This window comes from Azospirillum sp. OGB3, from assembly GCF_014192915.1.
Lineage (GTDB): Bacteria > Pseudomonadota > Alphaproteobacteria > Azospirillales > Azospirillaceae > Azospirillum.
This window is the reverse complement of sequence record NZ_JACHYN010000020.1, coordinates 49,029-67,003: the sequence shown is the minus strand read 5'-3', so window position 1 is coordinate 67,003 and position 17,975 is coordinate 49,029. Positions and strand designations below refer to the sequence as shown.

Annotated in this window: 14 protein-coding genes and 1 tRNA gene; 7 read left to right on the top strand and 8 right to left on the bottom strand. The window is 66.7% G+C overall.

What is annotated here, in order from left to right; genetic code table 11:
• Positions 1 to 19: 19 nt before the first annotated feature.
• The 4 genes from FHW79_RS27675 to FHW79_RS27660 all read right to left on the bottom strand — a co-directional run bounded on the left by FHW79_RS27675 (position 20) and on the right by FHW79_RS27660 (position 3,347).
• Positions 20 to 94, bottom strand: a tRNA-Gly gene (locus FHW79_RS27675).
• A gap of 448 nt (positions 95 to 542) precedes the next feature.
• Positions 543 to 1,211 (bottom strand): 4-carboxy-4-hydroxy-2-oxoadipate aldolase/oxaloacetate decarboxylase, encoded by a 669-nt coding sequence (locus tag FHW79_RS27670; RefSeq protein WP_183181894.1) that lies wholly within the window; start codon positions 1,209 to 1,211, stop codon positions 543 to 545.
• Positions 1,212 to 1,293: 82 nt separating this feature from the next.
• Positions 1,294 to 2,796: a tripartite tricarboxylate transporter permease gene (locus FHW79_RS27665; RefSeq protein WP_183181918.1), complete on the bottom strand. Its 1,503-nt coding sequence runs from the start codon at positions 2,794 to 2,796 to the stop codon at positions 1,294 to 1,296.
• The gene (locus FHW79_RS27660; protein ID WP_247884637.1) at positions 2,796 to 3,347 is read right to left on the bottom strand and encodes a tripartite tricarboxylate transporter TctB family protein; all 552 of its coding nucleotides are present in this window, start codon (positions 3,345 to 3,347) and stop codon (positions 2,796 to 2,798) included. The genes FHW79_RS27665 and FHW79_RS27660 overlap by 1 nt, the downstream gene beginning before the upstream one ends.
• A 421-nt stretch (positions 3,348 to 3,768) precedes the next feature.
• On the opposite strand from FHW79_RS27660, the gene FHW79_RS27655 reads away from it, so the two are divergent.
• From FHW79_RS27655 to FHW79_RS27640, 4 genes are all read left to right on the top strand, one after another.
• The gene (locus FHW79_RS27655) at positions 3,769 to 4,347 is read left to right on the top strand and encodes an NUDIX hydrolase (RefSeq protein ID WP_183181892.1); all 579 of its coding nucleotides are present in this window, start codon (positions 3,769 to 3,771) and stop codon (positions 4,345 to 4,347) included.
• Between the two features lie 508 nt (positions 4,348 to 4,855).
• Positions 4,856 to 5,548, top strand: coding sequence for a VTT domain-containing protein (locus FHW79_RS27650; protein ID WP_183181891.1), 693 nt, complete (start codon positions 4,856 to 4,858; stop codon positions 5,546 to 5,548).
• A 10-nt stretch (positions 5,549 to 5,558) separates the two neighbouring features.
• Complete coding sequence (locus tag FHW79_RS27645) at positions 5,559 to 6,764, top strand: glycosyltransferase family 4 protein (RefSeq protein ID WP_183181890.1); 1,206 nt, start codon at positions 5,559 to 5,561, stop codon at positions 6,762 to 6,764.
• A gap of 291 nt (positions 6,765 to 7,055) precedes the next feature.
• On the top strand, positions 7,056 to 7,355 hold the full coding sequence (locus tag FHW79_RS27640; protein WP_183181889.1) for a hypothetical protein: 300 nt from the start codon (positions 7,056 to 7,058) through the stop codon (positions 7,353 to 7,355).
• Positions 7,356 to 7,419: 64 nt separating this feature from the next.
• Here the strand turns inward: FHW79_RS27640 and FHW79_RS27635 are convergent, their stop codons facing one another.
• The 4 genes from FHW79_RS27635 to FHW79_RS27620 form a co-directional block, all read right to left on the bottom strand.
• The gene (locus FHW79_RS27635; RefSeq protein ID WP_183181888.1) at positions 7,420 to 8,265 is read right to left on the bottom strand and encodes a molybdenum storage protein subunit alpha; all 846 of its coding nucleotides are present in this window, start codon (positions 8,263 to 8,265) and stop codon (positions 7,420 to 7,422) included.
• A 13-nt stretch (positions 8,266 to 8,278) separates the two neighbouring features.
• Positions 8,279 to 9,091 carry a uridine kinase gene (locus FHW79_RS27630; protein WP_183181887.1) on the bottom strand — a complete coding sequence of 271 codons (813 nt, stop codon included), beginning with the start codon at positions 9,089 to 9,091 and terminating at the stop codon, positions 8,279 to 8,281.
• A 263-nt stretch (positions 9,092 to 9,354) separates the two neighbouring features.
• On the bottom strand, positions 9,355 to 12,678 hold the full coding sequence (locus tag FHW79_RS33395) for a carbohydrate-binding domain-containing protein (protein WP_183181886.1): 3,324 nt from the start codon (positions 12,676 to 12,678) through the stop codon (positions 9,355 to 9,357).
• Positions 12,679 to 12,875: 197 nt separating this feature from the next.
• Entirely contained in the window at positions 12,876 to 13,895 is a 1,020-nt protein-coding gene (locus FHW79_RS27620) for a sugar phosphate nucleotidyltransferase (protein WP_247884636.1), read from the bottom strand.
• A 240-nt stretch (positions 13,896 to 14,135) separates the two neighbouring features.
• Between FHW79_RS27620 and FHW79_RS27615 the strand changes: the two genes are divergently transcribed.
• The 3 genes from FHW79_RS27615 (at position 14,136) to FHW79_RS33580 (ending at position 17,895) form a co-directional block, all read left to right on the top strand.
• Positions 14,136 to 15,305 (top strand): DegT/DnrJ/EryC1/StrS family aminotransferase, encoded by a 1,170-nt coding sequence (locus FHW79_RS27615; protein ID WP_183181885.1) that lies wholly within the window; start codon positions 14,136 to 14,138, stop codon positions 15,303 to 15,305.
• Positions 15,306 to 15,367: 62 nt separating this feature from the next.
• Entirely contained in the window at positions 15,368 to 16,123 is a 756-nt protein-coding gene (locus FHW79_RS27610; RefSeq protein ID WP_183181884.1) for a crotonobetainyl-CoA--carnitine CoA-transferase, read from the top strand.
• Complete coding sequence (locus FHW79_RS33580; RefSeq protein ID WP_183181883.1) at positions 16,120 to 17,895, top strand: glycosyltransferase; 1,776 nt, start codon at positions 16,120 to 16,122, stop codon at positions 17,893 to 17,895. Before FHW79_RS27610 ends, FHW79_RS33580 begins: the two co-directional genes overlap by 4 nt.
• The last annotated feature ends 80 nt before the right edge of the window (positions 17,896 to 17,975 follow it).

Genomic DNA, 17,975 nt, shown 5'->3' with positions numbered 1-17,975 from the left:
AAAACGACCATCGCAATATTGGAGCGGGCGAAGGGATTCGAACCCTCGACCCCAACCTTGGCAAGGTTGTGCTCTACCCCTGAGCTACGCCCGCGCCGCTCCAACGAAGGAGGCAGGGAGATACCGCACCGGCCCGGCGGAACGCAAGCCCCCTGTTTGGCGTCCGCCAAGATTTTTCTCTTCGGACGCCTTCCTCCGTCTTCCCTGGCGCATCCGAAGGAGACGTTAGGCTTAAAGTTATAACCCACTCAATGCTGTTGACTTCCCAGTGTCGACTGTGGAAATTTCCTCTCACAAAACAAAGGCCTTGAGGTCTGGGGAGGAAACCAAAAACATCATGATGCTCTAAGAGCATTAGGCTGCCGCGCCGACCTTGTGTCCGGGCGCGGCATTTTTTTTGGTCGATGCCGTTCTTTTGCCGGGTGCCGGTAATACCACAAGCCGGTAATACCACTCCAGGCGATGTCACGCCTCCGGGCGATGCCGCGCCCGGCAACGGCGGGCGGGATTCGGTCCCGCCCGCTTTTCCGCGGCGCCTCGCGTCACAGGGCGATGCCGCCGGCCGCCAGACAGGGCTCCAGCGTCAGCGCCTCGACCGTCGTCCGTCCGGCGCGGAGCTGTTCGCGCAGCCCCTCTTCCATCCGTTCGCGCTCCGCCGCCCTGGCGAGCGCGGCGGCGGCTTCGGCCTGGGGCACCACGACCATTCCGTCGTCGTCGCCGACCAGGATGTCGCCCGGCATGACCATCACGCCGCCGCAGACGATGGGGGTGTTCACGTCGCCGGTGGGCTGGGTCTTGGTGGTGCCCTTCATGCTCGTCCCCCGGCAGAAGACCGGGAAGCCCATCTTGCGGATGGCCGCGGCGTCGCGCACGCAGCCGTCGATCACTAGCCCGGCCAGCCCGCGCTGGAGCGCCGCCTCGGTCAGCACATCGCCCCAGGGGCCGGCTTCGGTCATGCCCTTGAAGTCGACCACCAGCACGTCGCCCGGACGGGTCAGCGTCATGGCGACGTGGATCATCAGGTTGTCGGTGGGGCCGCCGGACACCGTCACCGCGGTGCCGAACAGCGTCATGCCCGGATAGAGCGGCTTGATCGGAAAGGACATTGCGCCCTTCTTGCCCATCGCCTCGTGCAGCGTGGCCGGGGACTGGCCGCGGAAGGCGGCGACCAGATCGGGATCGGGACGGGGGAACTCTTTGAGGACGGTCATCGCACAGGCACCTTTCACGGCGTGAAGGCCGCCGGCCTTCGGAGGAGAGGACCGGCGGGGAGAAGAAAGCGTTTTTTGGGACTCACTCGTCCTTGAAGGCCTCGTCGCGGCGGCGGCGCACGGACGGCATCACCATCAGGAGCAGCAGAAGGGCGGCGACGGCCAGCAGGCTGCCGCTGATCGGGCGGGTGGCGAAGACGGTGGGGTCGCCGCCCGACAGCAGCAGGGCGCGCCCCAGATTCTCCTCCAGCAGAGGTCCCAGCACGAAGCCCAGCATCAGCGGCGCCGGCTCGCAGTCCAGCTTGCGCAGGACGTAGCCCAGGACGCCGAACAGGGCCATCAGCAGCACGTTGAAGGCGCTGTTGTTCAGCGTGTAGGTGCCGATGCAGCAGAAGACCAGGATGGCCGGGAAAAGATAGCCGTAGGGCACCCTCAGCAGCCGCACCCACAGACCGATCATCGGCAGGTTCAGGATCACCAGGATCACGTTGCCGATCAGCATGCTGGCGATCATGCCCCAGAACAACTCCGGCTGCTTGGCCATGATCTGCGGCCCCGGCGTGATGCCGTGGATGGTCATCGCGCCGATCATCAGCGCCATGATGGCGTTGGGCGGAATGCCCAGGCTGAGCATCGGGATGAAGCAGGCCTGCGAGGCGGCGTTGTTGGCGGCCTCCGGGGCCGCCACCCCCTCGATGGCACCCTGGCCGAAGCGCTCCGGGTAGCGGGACACCTTCTTCTCCAGCGAATAGGCGGCGAAGGAGCCGAGCGTGGCGCCGCCGCCGGGCAGGATGCCCAGCAGCGCCCCCATCACCGTGCCGCGCACCGTCGCCGGCCACGCTTGGCGGACATCCTCGCGCTTCGGCCACAGGCTGGCGATGGGGGCGGTGGTCTGCCCGACGCCGCCGGTCTGCTCCAGGCTGGCGATGATCTCGGCCAGCCCGAACAGGCCCATGGCGAGCGGCACGAAGTCGATGCCGTCGTAGAGCTGCGGCAGGCCGAAGGTGAAGCGGGTGTCGCCGGAATTCACGTCGGTGCCGACCATGCTCAGCAGCAGGCCCAGCAGGATCATCGCGATGGCCTTCACCACCGATCCGTGGGCCAGCGTCACCGCCCCGATCAGGCCGAGAAGCATCAGCGACACATACTCCGCCGGCCCGAAGGCGAGCGCCACCCCGGCCAGCGGCGGGCCGGCGACGGCGATCAGGACGGTGGTGACGATGCCGGCGAACAGCGAGGCAAGCGCCGCCGTGGCGAGCGCCACCCCGGCCCGGCCCTGCCGCGCCATGGCGTGGCCGTCCAGGCAGGTGACCACCGACGAGGACTCGCCCGGCAGGTTCACCAGGATCGCTGTCGCCGACCCGCCATACTGCGAGCCGTAGAAGATCCCCGCCAGCATGATCAGCGCGCCGACCGGCGGCAGGTGGAAGGTCAGGGGCAGCAGCATCGCCACCGTCGCGGTTGGCCCCAGGCCGGGCAGCACGCCGATCAGCGTGCCGATCAACGCCCCGCCGAAGCAGAGCAGCAGGTTGTCCGGGGACAGCGAGACCGACAGGCCAAGCAGAAGGTTGCCGATCAGGTCCATCACGGCGACACCCACAGGGGCCACACCCGCAGGGGCAGGCCCAGCCCCCCGACGAACAGCGCGACGCAGCCCGCCGCCAAGACGGCGCCGAGCAGCGCCAGCGGAACCGGGCGCAGCGGCTGGCCGGCCAGATTGCCCAGCCCCACCAGGATCAGCACCGCCGGCGCCAGCCCGAGGGTTTCCACCGTTCCGGCGAAGGCCAGCACCGCCGCCGTCACCCCAAGCAGAGGGCGCCAGCCCCAGGCCGGAAGGGACGCGCCGTGGGTCAGCAGGCTCCGGCCGGTCACCACGGCACCGGCCAGCACCATCAGCCCCCCGATCATCCGCGGGAAGAAGCCGGACTGCACGTAGGCAAGCGTTCCGGTCGGCCATTCGCGCCCCATCCACAAGGCGATCAGGCCGAAGGACGCGATCAGCAGGCCCGCGGCCAGATCCTGCGGGGCCTGCCCCGGAATCCGGAGCGGCGTCCGATCGCCGACCGCCGCGTTGCGGGATGTGTCCGGGGTGGTGCCGAACGGCGCTGGGGACGGGCCGCGCGGGGGAGCGGCCAAGGAAGAGGATGGGCGGAGATTTGGAAAGGGCAGGCTCGGCATGGGACTTCCACAGCTTTCAGAGGGGCGGCTTTCGGAAGGGTGGATTCCGGCTGCGGTCGGCGGCCGGCTGTTTTTGCAAGCATAAAGGTAAAATTAACCGATAAACTCTTATTGATTGTTGTCGGTTCATCCTATCCCGATTACCATGAAGAGCAATAGCCACGATCACGCTTATCAAAATGACGCATGATCCGCCATGACCGCCAGAAATGGATTGTTTTATTGATCAATAAGCCCCTTAACGGTTGATGAGTGTTTTCGAATGCACGCTGGACCACCGAGGCCGGGCGTCCCCTTTTCATGTGTCTTGCCTCGGCGGCGACCAGCCGTTACCCAGGGCGCACCGCGAACGAGGACGCGGCGATGAGGAGACCCAGGAATGACGCGCCCCCTGCGCCCGTGGACCGTGCTTGAAAGCCGCCAACTGCTCGACGCCGATCCGTTCCTGAAAGTTCATGTCGAGACGGTGGAACTGCCCGATGGCCGGGTCATCCGGGACTATTACCAGTTCGACATGCCGTCCTTTGCCTGCGTCTTCGCCGAGACGGCGGATGGGTGCGCCATCGTCTACCGCCAGTACCGGCACGGGCCGCGGCGCGTGAACCTGTCCTTTCCAGGCGGTCATCTGTCGCCGGGCGAGGACCCGCTGGCGGCGGCCCGGCGGGAACTTCTCGAGGAAACCGGCTTCGTCTCGGACCATTGGACGGCGCTCGGCGGCTACACGGTCAACGCCAACCAGGGCGGCGCGGTGTCCCACATGTTCCACGCCACTGGCTGCCGCCGGGTGGCCGATCCGTTGTCCGACGACCTTGAGGAGACGGAAATCCTGTTCATGACGCGGGAGGAACTGCTGGCCGCCATCGGGCACGGCGAGATCGCCCTGCTCACCCAGATCGCCCTGGTCAGCATGGTCTGGCAGAACGACATCCGCGCGGCGCTCAACCAGCGGCATCGGTGAGGCGGCTTCGCCTCCCGCTGTGCCGCACGCCGTCCTTTTTCGATCAAGCGGAAGCTTGGCTTTTCCAGATTTTCTCAAAAAATGAGTATGTCTTCGGAATACATGGCCTGTTTACGTGCTGTTAATCAAATCGGCCCATAAATGACCTCACCAAGTTCTCTTGGTTTCCTCCCTCCCAGAACTAGGCTGCGCCTCACCGGCTGCAGCCTTTTCTTTTTCCGGCTACTGTTTTCAGGGGGATGGAGTGAAGGGCGGCGCCTTTTCCGCGAAGGTCGCTCCGGAGGGGCTTGACCTTTGTTGCGTTGCAACATAAATTGAATCCCGGATGCCCTTTGGGCGTTTCCTCCCTAGACTTGAAGGCCGCGCCGTCCTGGCTGCGGCCTTTTTCTTGCCCCGGCCCGCGGGGGTGCGCCCGGCGCCCGCGCGATCGTCTCTCGCGGCGCGGTAGCGCCCGTGATATGCAAGCTGGACCATAGAAGCCCCGTTCGTCGAACCGAAGGCCCGCACCATGGCCGAGCGCCGCACGCCCTCCCTGTCCATCCTCCGCAACCTCGGGCGGGGGCTGCTCGTCCTGCTCCTGCTCGGTGGGGCCGGGGCCTGGTGGGCATGGCATGGGGCCTTCGGGATGGACGCGCTCCAGGACATCCTGCGCCATCACCCCGCGGCACCGGTCCTGTTCCTGCTCCTGCACATCCTGGCCAGCCTTCTGTTCTTCCCGCGCTCCGTCATGGCGATGGTCGCCGGGCTGGTCTTCGGCGTCTGGTGGGGCGGGGTGCTGGCGGCGGCGGGGAGCGTGATCGGCGCCTCCACCGGTTTCCTGCTCACCCGCTACGTCTGCGACGGGCTGGTCCCGGCCCTGGACCGGGCGCGCTGGGGCGATGTCCTGCGCCGGCTGGAGACCGGCGGCTGGCGCGCCGTCGCCATGCTGCGGCTGGTTCCCGTGCTGCCGCACAGCGGGGTGAACTACGCTCTCGGCCTGACGCGGGTGCGGCTCGGCGCCTACGCCTTCGGGTCGCTGGTCGGGCAGCTGCCGATGACCGTGGCCTTCGTCCAGTTCGGCGCCGCGGGCGATCACGCCCTGGCCGGCAAGCCCGACTGGATCGCGCCGACCGTCATCGGGCTCAGCCTGCTGATCCTGTCGGTTCTGCTGCCGAAGGTCGGGCCGAAGCTGCGGGAGAAGTTCGGCGCCGGGCGGGCCTGACGGAGACACCATGAACATCGTCTTCATCCACCAGAACATGCCCGGCCAGTACAAGCATCTGGCCGCCCGTCTCGCCGCCGATCCGGCGAACCGCGTCATCTTCATCACCAAGCGCACCGACCGGGACATCCCGAACGTCCGCCGCCTCTCCTACCAGCCCAGCCGCAAGGCGCGGGAGAACGCGCACCCCTATCTGGTGTCCACCGAGAACGCGGTGCTGCACGGCCAGGCGGCGGCCCGGCTGCTGATGGGCCTGCGCGAGGAGGGCTTCCGCCCCGACGTCATCGTCGGCCATCCGGGCTGGGGCGAGACGCTGTTCGTCAAGGACGTGTTTCCCAACACCCCCTACCTGAACTACTGCGAGTTCTTCTACCGCGCCCAGGGGTTGGACGTCGGCTTCGACCCGTCGGTCCCGGTCAATGTGGACACGGTGTTGCGGCTGCGCATGCGCAGCACGCCGCTGCTGCTGGCCCTGGAGGCCTGCGACCGTGGCATCGCCCCGACCGAGTGGCAGCGCGACTCCCACCCGGCGCCCTTCCACCCGAAGATCGAGGTCATCCACGACGGGGTGGACACCGCGCAGCTCCTTCCCGATCCGGGCATCCGCGTCACCCTGGCCGACGGCACGGTGCTGACGCGCCAGGACGAGGTGCTGACCTACGCCGTGCGCAACCTGGAGCCCTACCGCGGCTTCCCCAGCTTCATGCGCGCCCTGCCGCGCATCCTGGAGGCGCGGCCCAGGGCCCATGTGCTGATCGCCGGCGGCGACGAGGTCAGCTACGGTTCGGCGCCCCCCGGCGGGAAAAGCTGGCGGGAAACCATGTTGGCCGAGATGCCGCTGGATCCGGCGCGCGTCCATTTCCTGGGGCACCTTCCCTACGACCAGTATCTATCGGTCCTGCGGCTGTCGCGGGCGCACATCTACCTGACCTATCCCTTCGTCCTGTCCTGGTCCATGGTGGAATCCATGGCGCTCGGCTGCGTGGTGATCGGCTCCGACACCGCCCCGGTGCGGGAGGTCATCCGGCACGGCGAGAACGGGCTTCTTGCCGATTTCTTCTCCCCCGACGACATCGCCGCCAAGGCCATCGCGGTGCTGCAGGACCCCGGCGCCTTTGCCCCGCTGGCCCGCGCCGCGCGGGAGACGGCGGTGGAGCGGTTCGAGCTGTCCCGCTGCCTGGACCGTCAGATCGCGCTGATCCGCGCGATGGCCTGAAGCCGGAAAGCCCCCACTTCGTGAGGCAATATTTTCCCGACGGGTCGGCAGAAGCCGCCACCCATGGGGAGGAATTTGCCGGGTGCGCAAGCCGGAAAGGTCTTTTTTGCGCCCATGAAACACAATGCCCGCACCGAGGGCGGCAGCGGGACGGAATCACCGGTATTGGTTTGATTTTAAGATAATTTCCAAACGAAGGCCTGAAAACGGCGGGTTCGGGGCGCGGGGCGTGGCATGACCCTTGCGATGGTGTGGGTACCAATCCGGCGAACCCGAACACGAGTGCCTGCCATGTCCATGACCGCAGTCCAGCCGATGCCGGCTGCCTCGGCGACCGCCTTGGAGGCGGATGACGCCCTTTTGCTGTCCAAGTCCCCGCGCCGCGGCGGCTTCGCCTGGGAAGCCGTGAAGACCCTGATTGCCGTCGCCGTCTTCGCCGCGATGCTGCTGCCGACGGCCTTCCCGTCGAAGGCGAGCCCGCAGGGCCGGCTTCAGCAGGCGTCTTCCGAAGACATGGCGCCGCCCGTCGTGAAGGCCGTGGCGAAGACCGACGGACAGAAGGCCGTCCGCAAGCCGGTGGCGAGCAACTGAACACCCGAAGGCGCCCGGTGTCACCACCGGACGCCTTTGTCGGTCTCCGGCGGAGCGGGGCCGCTCAGAGCGGGCGGGCGCCCGTTCGTATGCCGGTGCGGATGATGGTGCCGACATGCCCGCCGCGCAGCGCGGCGGTCAGGCGGCCCGGAACCAGACCGTTGACGACCTGCACGCGCTCCAGGTGGCGGGCGTTCGCCATCACCTCCAGCAGCGCGCCATCCAGCGGCAGCGTGCCGCCCTGCTTGGCCAGCTCGGTGGCGGTGGTCTCGCGCAGCAGCTCCGCCGTGCCGGCCTCGGGGCCGTTCGGGTCGGCGGTATAGATGCCGTCCACATCCTCCACGATGGTGAGCCCGGCGGCGCCCAGCGCGTCGGCCAGCAGGAAGGCGCCGGTGTCGGCCCGGTGCTGCGGGATGCGCGAGCCGGGGAACTCGTGGTGGTGGTAGGGCGGGAAAGCGCTGCCCACCACCGCGCGGGCGGCCGACAGATGGACCGCGAGCTGGTTCGCGATGGTGCCGTGCTCGACGTAGGACACGCCGTCCGGCGAGAGCAGCGAGGCCAGGATGTGGCCGTTCTGCCCGGCCTCCGTCGCGGCGAGCGGGGCGAGCGAGCCGACCGGCAGGCCGAGATCCAGCCCGACGCTGTAGAGATGGCGGGCACGGATGCCGGCGCCGGTCAGGATCAGCAACCGGTGCTCCGGCAGGATGCTGCGGATTTCCTCGACAATCGGCAGGATCGCCTCGTGGCCGCGGTCCATGATCGACCGCCCGCCGATCTTCACGACCTGCAGCCAGGGCAGCAGGCGGATCGGGCGGACGCCGGCGACCGGGGCGGTCAGGCTGCCGTCGAGAAGGGTCTGGCGCGCGAGCGGCGAGGCCACGTGCTTGATGCTGTTGGTGGTGTCGGACATGGGATGTGGTCCTTCAGCGCGCGGTGATGATGGTGCCGACATGCTCGCCGGCGAGCGCGCGGGTCAGGTTGCCGGGGACCAAGCCGTTGATGACCTGCACCTCGCGCACATGGCGGGCGTTCTTCAGCAGATCGAGCACCGGAAATTCCAGGATCGAGTCCTGCAGCCCCTTCGCCTTCATCTCGTCCACCGAGATTTTCGGGATGAAGGTGGCGTTCTTCGAGGTCTTCGGGTTGCCGGTGTAGAGCCCGTTCTCGTCCTTCACGTAGATCATCGCCTTGCAGCCGAACTGCTCGGCCACCAGGAAACAGCCGGCGTCGGTGCGGTAGGGCGGGATGACGCCCTCGGCGGCGGGGCGCATCCACAGCTTGTAGGGCGGCATCCCGCTGAAGACGACGGCGTTCACTTCGGCCAGGAATAACGGTACCGACGACAGGCCGGCGCCATCCACCGCGGAGATGCCGTGCTTGGCGAGGAGCTGGCCCAGCATCGCGGCGTTCTGGTCGGCGACCGAGCCGCCGAGCTGCGAGAGCAGGCCGGCCGGCAGGTTCAGCCCCGCCGCGATCGAGTAGAGGTGGCGGGCGCGGGTGCCGGCGCCGGTCCCGATCAGCAGCTTATGCTCCTTGCGGGCGGCGACGATCTCGTCGACCAGCGGGTAGACGGCGGCGCGGCCGCGGTCGATGACGCTCTGGCCGCCGATCTTGAGCACCGTCGCGTTCGGCAGGATGCGGAAATCCGCCGCGGCGTCCGCAGCCGCCAGAAGCTGCGCGTCGGTCAGCGACCGCTGCATGAGGAGCGCTTCAAGCTCCGCTGTCGTGCTGGTCATGAGGGGCTGTTCCCTTTCGGTTCGAAGGCATGCCGGTGCGTTTCCGCCCTGCCGATCCCGCAAAACAGCGTATCGGAGACTGACTTTTGTATTAAGCGTTGTCGGAACCGTGAGCCCTTCCCGTGGCCGCGTCAACCCGGAAATTGAAAAGATCGTTGTTTTTCATCGCGTTATGAAGGAGGTGGTGATAACGTCGATGCATCGCCCGTGAATCGTCGATTCAGCTGTCCGTTCCGCCCGCCGGGTCCTGCGCGCGGGGCTGGCTACAGGGTGATGAACGCGATGTAGGAGTCGTTGCCGGCCATGCCGGTGGTGACGGTCATCGCGCCCACCGACTTGCCGGTGAAGGTCATGCTGGCGTCGATGGTGCCGTTGCCGTCGATGTCGCAGCGGACTGTGGCGCCCTTGTAGCCATCGGCGCCGCCCATCTCCTCCCAGGTCAGCCGGGACTGGCCGGGCACGAACCCCCAGAGGGTCGCCCATTCGCCCCGCTCCAGATCGACGATGGTGGACCAGGTGACCTCGCCCCCGCGCCCGTCCACGAAGAAGGTGTCGTGGCCCGGCCCGCCGATCAGCCAGTTTGAGCCCGAACCGCCGTCCAGCACGTCATCACCCGCACCGCCCCAGGCCGCGTCGTTCCCGCCCATCAGGTGGATGAAGTCGTTCCCGTCCGACCCGCCGACCACCTCGTCCTCGGCGGTGCCGTAGAAAGCCCATTGCAGGTTCGCCACCGGGCCATCATAGGCATAGGCGGCCACCGTCTGCTGGACCCCGTTCACGGTCCGGCTGAAGGGAACGAAGGGCCGTTCCGACGTGGCGTCGGGAAGCGGGGACGAGGCGGGCGGGGTGGGGGACATGCCGCCGCCCGGCTCGAGGACCGGCGGTGTGGCGGGGGTCCCGTTGTCGGGCGCTGGCACCGGGGCGGGCGGCTGGTTGGCCTGGGGATCGGACGGGGGAAGGGGGGTGATGCCCCCGCCACCTTGCTGCGGGGGTGTCGTGCCGCCGCCGGAGACGATGCCCATCAGCGTCCAGGCGAGATCCTGGAGGCCGGCGGTGAGCGCCGGGGACAGCGGCAGCAGGCTGTAGTCGTGGTTGTAGGCGTCGGCGAACAACGGGTCGCCGGCCCGGTCGTTCGCCCCATAGGCGCCGACCTGGTGCAGGAAATTGGCGTCGATGGCGTTCTGCCCCGCCGACAGGACCGTCACGTAGCCGCCGAGCGGCACCGCCCCCGACACGAGGTTGCCGGTGACCGTGTTGTTCGCCGGGATGCCCGCCGCGCCCGCCAGGGGCACCCATTCGATGCGGATGAAGCTCTCGCCGTTGGCGCCGAGCACGCTGACGTTGTTGGTGACGGTGTTGTCATGGCCGCCATGGATCATGACGGCGGCCCAGGCGGTGTTGCGCAGGAAGTTGCCCGTCACCGTCACGCCGCTGGTCAGGTCGTCCAGATAGATGCCGTAGCCTTTGTAGTCGCGCAGCCACTGGCCGGTGCTGGTGGTGGCGATGCCACCGGTGTGCTCGACCCGGTTGCCTTCGATCCGCGTCCCGGTGTTCAGGTTCGACCGCCCGAGCAACTCGATGCCGCCGGAATCCGCCGTCTCCAATCCCGTGTTGCGGACGCGGTTGTAAAGGATGGCGTTGTTGAGGCTGATCGTCGCGGTGTCCCAGTTCTTGACCGAGATGCCGTAGCGCGAACTGTGGTCGATGTCGTTGTGGGAGATCACCGTGTCGCTGATCCCCGACGCCATGATGCCGCCGGCGTATTTGCGCACCTCGCCGATGTGTTGGATGCGGTTGCCGGTCACCGTGTTGCCGATCGACTGGCCGGTCAGCGCGATGCCGTTGATGCCGAGATGGTCCAGATAATTGCCGCTGACCAGATTGCGGTCCGACCCCTGGGTCAGCCGGATGCCGGTGCCGACGTTCACGAAGCTGTTGCCGGCGATGGTGTTGACGTCGCCGTTCAGGACGTCGAGCGCGTTGCCGTCCGTCGTCGTGTTGGTGAAGGTCAGCCCCTGGATCGTCACCCCGTTGGCGCCGTTCAGCCGCAGCAGCGTGCCGAGCCGGGCGACCTCCACCCCGGTTCCGGTGAAGTCCTGCCCCGCCTTGATGACCAGCCGCCCGTCCGAGGCGCGGTAGGCGAACTCGCCCATCTGATCGACGTGGGCGCTGTTGCCCAGCAGCTTGAAGGTGGAGCCGTCGCGCATGGTGAAGGGCGCGTCGGAGGTGAAGGTCAGGGTGCGCGTCACCGTGTCGATTCCGGCAACGGTCAGGATCGCGTCCTGGAGCCGTTCGGTGTCGAAGACCTGGACCCGGCTGCCCGGCACCAGATCGGCCGTGGTGACGTCGCCCGCGCGGTAGCGCAGCGCGTTCTTGCTGGCGCCATAGGCGCTCGCGTCGGCGATGAACCAGCCGGTGGTCGCGTCCTCCGGGTCGTAGGCCCCCTTGGAGGCCAGCCGGTAGCGCACGCCATCGACGGTGACGTCCAGCCCCGGAGCCGCGGACAGGGGCGCCGACCAGACGCCGTTGCCCTCGTAGGTGAAGCCGGTGACGCGCTCGCCGCCGCTGAGGACCGCCTGCTCGCCTGGATAGCCGAGGATACGGACGCCGCTGTCCGGCGCGCCGAGGCTGAGCGTGCCCGTCGGATTGTAGGAGCCCTCGCGGATGTAAGTGGTCTTGACGGTGCCGGCGCGCATGGCCGCCTGCGCCCGTTCCAGGCTGGCGAAGGGGCCGTCGGTGCCTTCGGCGTTGGGGGCGGCCAGCCGCCCGGACCAGGCGTCGTTGCCGGTCTTCGCCACGTAGAAGGCGTCACCCTGCGGGGCCGGAGCGTCCGACGCGCTGCCCTGAAAGACCGGGGCGGTGACCGCCAGGGTGACGGACCCGTCGTTGGACGGCGCAAGGGGGGGCAGGGTCTTGCCGTTCACCGTCACGGCGCCGAGCGTCAGGTCTCCCACCGGCAGGATCCGCACCGTGTGGGCAACGGACGGGTCGAGGGTGACGCCGAAGGTGAAGCGTTCGGCGGTGCCGGACACGGCCTCCGCTTCCCCGACCAGGGTGCCGTCCACCAGGATCTTGAAGCGCACCGGCCCTGTGGCGGACGCGCCGCGCGCCGCCTCGACGGCGATGGGGATGGGCCGGGTGATGAGCTCCTCCGGCTTGGGCGGGGGGCGGACCAGCGGGCCGCCGAACATCTCCTCTCCCAGCCCGAAGGACAGCAGGCCGCCCCAGTAGAGGCCGACCTGGCCGGCAACCACGTCCTTTCCGTCCACCGCCCCCTTGTCGTAGGTGACGCGCGTGTCGGTGGATTTGACCTCCTGCCCGTCGACGACAATGGAGCCGACGAAGAGGTTGCGGTCCACCCCGTTCACCACCCCGTCATTGTCGTACCAGATCGAGATCCGGTGGGCCTGATCGGGATCGACCGTGGCGGTGAAGCGGTAGGGCGTGCTGGAGGTGGCGGCGACCCACGCCTCGCCGATCATCACGCCATCGACCAGGAGTCGGAAATGCGGCGCTTGGCCAGCGGACACGCCCCAGGCGTTCACGACGATCGGGATGTCGATGGTCCGTTGCGGGGACGTGGACATGCGGGACCCTGGAGCCTTGCGGGCGGGAGTCCGCCCGTCCCGAGGGTTGCGGAATGCTCCCTCGCGTCCCGAAGCTGACATACCACTATCGATTGGGGTGTGACATTGGTCCCAGAATGGCCACAGGAGGACCACTGGTCACAAGCATACGGAATGAACCGGTTTTGGGGCCGTGTGGGTGGTGTGTTTGCCTTCGGCTAGGTGATGCTGTGGCCGATGATCACGCTGGCCGCAGCCGCAAGGCTTTCCGGAGTGCCGATGTCGATGAAGCGCGCTTGGATGACATGCGCGTTGAGCGTTCCGGAAGGAGCGACCTCCAGCACGTCGCGTTCGAGCGAGATGGCGCCGGTCGCGGGAAGCCGGTCGAGGAAGGTGGTGGACAGCAAATACATCCCGGCATTGATCGTGCCGCTGCCCGGAGCCTTTTCGACAAAGCGGCGAATCCGGCCATCCGGCCCAATCTCCACGCGGCCGAAGCGGGACGCATCCGGCACCTCCACGCACAGGATTGACGCCTCGGCTTCCGACCGGCGGTGCGCCTGGACGAAGGCGTGCAGATCGGCGTCGGTGAAGGTATCGCCATTCATCACCAGCACGGTGTCCGAACGCAGTTCGTCCCGCGCGTGGCGCAACGCCCCGCCGGTGCCGAGGGGCTGCGGTTCGGTTCGGCAGATCAGGTCAAGGTCGTCGTGCGACTCTTCCCGTTCCAGCCATGTGGTCACCTGATCGGCGAGGTGGCCAAGGCACAGCACCACGCGCCGTGCGCCGCTTGCCGAAAGCTGGTCCAGCAGATGGCCGAGGAAAGCCCGTCCGGCGATGGGGGCCAGAACCTTCGGGGTGTCGCCCAGGACGCCGCGGATGCGTGTGCCCAACCCGCCCGCGAGAACCACGACATCGATATCTGACAAGACATCTTGAGACCGCACGAGAGAGTCCTTCCGTTGACTGTGACCTAAGACCGAAGTTCCTTCCGGTCCTGGGCAGAATCTCTGTGAGTTGTGATGCCCCAAGCGGGCAGTGATGGCAAGCTGGGCCGGGCATGCCCCGGCCCAGCTTGCGCTGCGGCGGCGATGGCGGTTTCCAGCGGGCGTGGCGCCGCTGAAACCGGAGTGCGGTCTAACGTGGTTCTCGTCCTCCTTCCGGGTGGCCAAGCCGGTTGGGGCGTGAGACAGGTTCCAGGGCAAGATCGCCAAGCTGTCGGCGACGAAGTCCCGCAACCAGTGCCTCTGCCCATTCCTGGAAGAACTTTCCGGACTCAGATCACCGACTTTACGGGATCAAGCGCCTTTCGCGGAGGGCTGCCTTATTGACCTGTGCGGTGAAATAGGTTTCCTTTCCCCACAGGGTTGAACCTCATTTACACCCCGTTAACAGCTTTACCGCTACCTGAAACGAGCGTCCACCCGTCCGGCCCCCCGATTTTTGCTGCGCCCCCCTTGGTTTTGGAGATTGAACTTATGTTTTATGAACTGGCGGCTCCTTCCTGGGGTACAGAAGAAGCCGACGCCATGACTCGTGTCATCAATTCTGGCCGGCTGACCATGGGGCCGGAAGTCGCAGCTTTCGAGCAGGAGTTTGCCGCGTACTTTGGAATGAAGCACGCGATCATGGTGAATTCCGGTTCTTCCGCCAATCTGGCGGGTATTGCGGCTTTGTTCTACAAACAGGATAGGCCGTTGCAGAGGGGGGACGAAGTTATCGTTCCGGCCATTTCCTGGGCCACCACGTATCACCCGCTGCAGCAGTACGGTTTGAAGCTGCGGTTTGTCGATGTCGAGCTCGATACGCTCAACATTGATCCGACAAAGCTGGAAGCCGCGCTGACTCCACGGACCCGCGCCATCGTCGCGGTGTCGATTCTTGGCAATCCAGCGGCGTTGGACGTCCTTCGCACGTTCGCCGATGCCCATGGCCTGTACTTGTTCGAAGACAATTGTGAGTCCTTGGACGCCGAATTGAACGGCCGCAAGACCGGTACCTTCGGTTGCCTGAACACGTTCAGCTTTTTCTTCTCGCATCACATCTCGACCATGGAAGGCGGGATGATCCTGACCGACGACACGGAGCTGGCGCATCTGTGCCGGTCGCTGCGTGCCCACGGCTGGACCCGCGACCTGCCCGCCGGCACGGGGCTGTACGAGCCCCGCTCCAACGATCATTTCGAAGCCTACCGTTTTATCCTGCCGGGCTACAATCTGCGCCCGCTGGAGCTGGAGGCCGCCGTGGGCCGAGTGCAGTTGCGCCGCCTGCCGGAGATGACCACGGCGCGACGCCGCAACCTCGCCCTGTTCCAATCCCTGTTCGATGGCGACGAGCGTTTCATCATTCAGCGGGAAAACGGCCTGTCTTCCAGTTTTTCCTTCACCATCATCCTGAACCCGGCCCATCACCCTGATCGTGAACGGGTTTTTGCCGCGCTCAAGGACGCCGACATCGGCTTCCGCATCATCACCGGCGGCTGCTTCCTGCGGCACGACGTGATCAAGTATTATGATTACGATGTGGTCGGTGGGACGGAAAATGCCTTCATCGCCCATGACCTGGGTTTCTTTGTCGGCAACCATCCTTTCGACCTGACGCCGCAAATCACGCGCCTGCGGGAGGTCCTGGACAGCGCGTGCCGCTAAGCCGATGGTCCGCTGATCCGGAAAGTTTGTCCCCCCGCACTCGAGCTGATGAGGATGCCGCCATGGCTGACCCGACTTCCCTTGACATTCTGACCTTTGGTCCGGCCGGTGAAACCGAACGTCGCCGCGACGTCGTCGGGCTGTTGCGGGACTGTCCCATCCCCGAAGGCGAGCTGTTGATGAACATCGGGCTGTTCTTGACGCCCCAGACCCTGTCGCGGGTTCTGTTCATGGATTTTCTGTACCGTCAAGTGCTGGAGGTGCAGGGGACGGTCATGGAGTTCGGTTGCCGATGGGGGCAGAACTCGTCGCTGTTCTGTGCGCTGCGTGGGGTTTACGAGCCCTTCAACCGGTTGCGCAAGGTTGTGGCCTTCGACACCTTCGCCGGGTTCCCTTCGGTGCGCCCCGAAGACGGCGAGCAGATGAAGACTGGAGCTTACGCGACCACAGAGGGATACGAGGCCTATCTTGACCGGGTCCTTGCCCATCAGGAGCAGGAAAGCCCGCTCAGCCATCTGCGCAAGTATGAGATTGTGAAAGGCGATGTGATCGCCACCGTGCCGGAGTATTTGCAGAAGCATCCTGAAACGGTGATATCGCTGGCCTATTTCGATCTTGATCTTTATGAGCCGACTCTGGCCTGTCTGCAGGCGATCCGCGGCCATATCACCCGGGGGACGGTGCTCGGGTTCGACGAGGCCAACGATCCGGCGACCCCGGGGGAAACGGTCGCCATCCGCGAAGCGCTGGGCCTCGACCGGTACGCCTTGCGACGCTACCGCTACAACGCCCGCACCAGCTATCTGGTGATTGAGTGATCGAAGCCGCCGGTGATGTCGCCGGTTTGATCGACCGGCGCCGCTACAAAGCGGCCCTCGCAGCCCTGGATGCCATGCCGGGGAAGGAGGATCTGTCCCGCCGCCGACTACGCCGGCAATGCTTGGCACGCATGGGGCTTTTCGCCGAAGCGGCGGCGGTTGGACATGCGGTCATGGCCGATCCAGCGGCGACGCCAGACGACATCTTCCGGCAAGCGCAGATCCTGATCGAATGCGGGCGGTGGGGCGAAGCGGCGGAGGCGGCCGCAACCGGTCTCGCGGGATCGCCCGGCGAGGTGCGTTTCGTCGTGCCCTTGGCACAGGCGGCCTTGGCTGATCCCAGGCTGCAGCCTCTCGTGACGCGGGCTTGCTCTGGTTCCGGTTCCAGTTCGGCGGGGCGAGTTCCGGAACGCGCGCCGGCGGTCGGCCGGTTGTTCGCGCCGCAAAGGCTTCCCTTCTACAGCACCCTGGACGCCGCACATCCCGGCAGCGTCGGCATGGTGTCCAGCCTTGGGGCAGGCTGGGACGTGTGGATGCCGACGGCTCTTCCCGCCGATTGGCCGGCGGCGGTGGCTCCGCTTTTGCGCTTGGCGGCACCACTGGTGGACCGGCTGACCACATTGTCCCCATTGGTCGATCGAGCCGCCGCCGCCCGCTACGTCGGGCAGCGGGTGCTGACACTGCTGGCGGATGATGGCGGGGCGGTGCTGGATTTTCTGCCCAATGCCCCGATGACCCTGGGACAGCGGCATTGGGTGCTTTGGTACGACGTGCTGCCGGTTCTGTTTCAGCCGTTCCTGCCCTTTGACGCGATGTGCGTGAACCCGCGTCTTTGCCCCTACCATGCCATCATTGGGGCGTTCCTGGCATCGGACCGCTGCGCCGCCATCATCACCCATTATCGACTGGACGATAACCCGTTGCTGCGGCTGTTCCCCGATCGCCGCATCGCCGCCAAGCTGGCCTTCGTCAACCCGCTGGAAACCGATGCGCCGTCGGGTGGCCGCGCGGACGGGTCGGCGGCGTGCCCCGCGTCCGGCCGGCCTTTCCGTCTGCTGTTCACGTCAAGTTGGAATGCCCGCGATGACGACTTCTTTTATCGCGGTGGAATCGACGTGGTCACCGCCTTCCTGACCCTGGCGCAGGAGTTCGAGGACGTTGAACTGATTCTGCGTTCGCCCTTGCCGGCGACGCTGTCGCCGGCGCTGCGCCAAGCGATCACTGGCCATCCCCGGATCATATGGCGGCCGGATCGCCTTCCCGCCGGGGAATTCCAAGACCTCGTGGCCGGTTCCGACCTGTTCGTGATGCCAATGTGCGTGCTGTACCGCAATGGCTTGGTCCAGGCGATGAAGGCGGGGATTGTTCCGGTGGTGGCGAACGCCATGGGCGTCGATGATCTGGTGACGGACGGGGTCACCGGCTGCGTCATCCCGGGACGTGGCGGATTCTACACCGTTGGCGGGGAGGATGGGATCCTGCGGCAGGATTTTCATCCACTGCTGCAGGCCACCGACGCTCCGGCCGATCCGGCTTTTCACGCAGCGCTGGTCGAGCGTCTGCGGATGCTGCTGCGCGACCGGCCGCAGGTCCGCCGAATGGGGAATGCGGCGCGGAGCGAGGCGCATCGACGCTGGAGCCACGCCGAACATACAGCACGCTTTGCCGAGGTGATGACCGGGGCGATGGACAAGGCGGTGCGAGCCGCCGCAAGCTCCCGAGGGGACAAGATGGCGGACAGCGCCGACCGCTGGCTGCAGATTTCCACGTGAGGCCGTCCTGCGGACGCCAGCGTTCGGTCACAGCGTGGAGAGCACGGCCAAAGATCGCGTGAGTCCTGTTCGCTTCCATC